Annotated in this window: 1 pseudogene; it reads right to left on the bottom strand. The window is 54.6% G+C overall.

From position 1 onward, the window contains the following. Positions 1-295: pseudogene (locus tag Q1B13_RS26945) on the bottom strand (IS6 family transposase); the annotation flags it as partial.

Raw genomic sequence — 295 nt, 5'->3', positions numbered from 1 at the left:
AACGCCCAAATATCTTCTTTCGTTTCCGGGTCGGTCTATGCGACACTTCGATTGCGTTGTTTAGGCCTTTGTGGGCATGATCGTCAGTCTTGGGAGCCAGGTTATCGACCGGTTGATGTGGCTGCGGATCGAAATCACGACTTCGTCCATGGGCCGCTTGTCGTTCGGTTGCGCTCGATCCCGCCGGATAAAGTCTGCGAAGTGTTGCCCGAAGAGACTCACCTATAGCCGGATCGCTTCCCAGCTTACAATCACGTCGCGCTCTGCCAACAGATCTTCAACATCTGCCGTGCTC

Source organism: uncultured Ruegeria sp., assembly GCF_947489545.1.
In the GTDB taxonomy this organism is placed as follows: Bacteria; Pseudomonadota; Alphaproteobacteria; order Rhodobacterales; family Rhodobacteraceae; genus Ruegeria.
The sequence above is the reverse complement of the archived record's forward strand: the minus strand, read 5'-3'. Positions and strand labels throughout refer to the sequence as shown.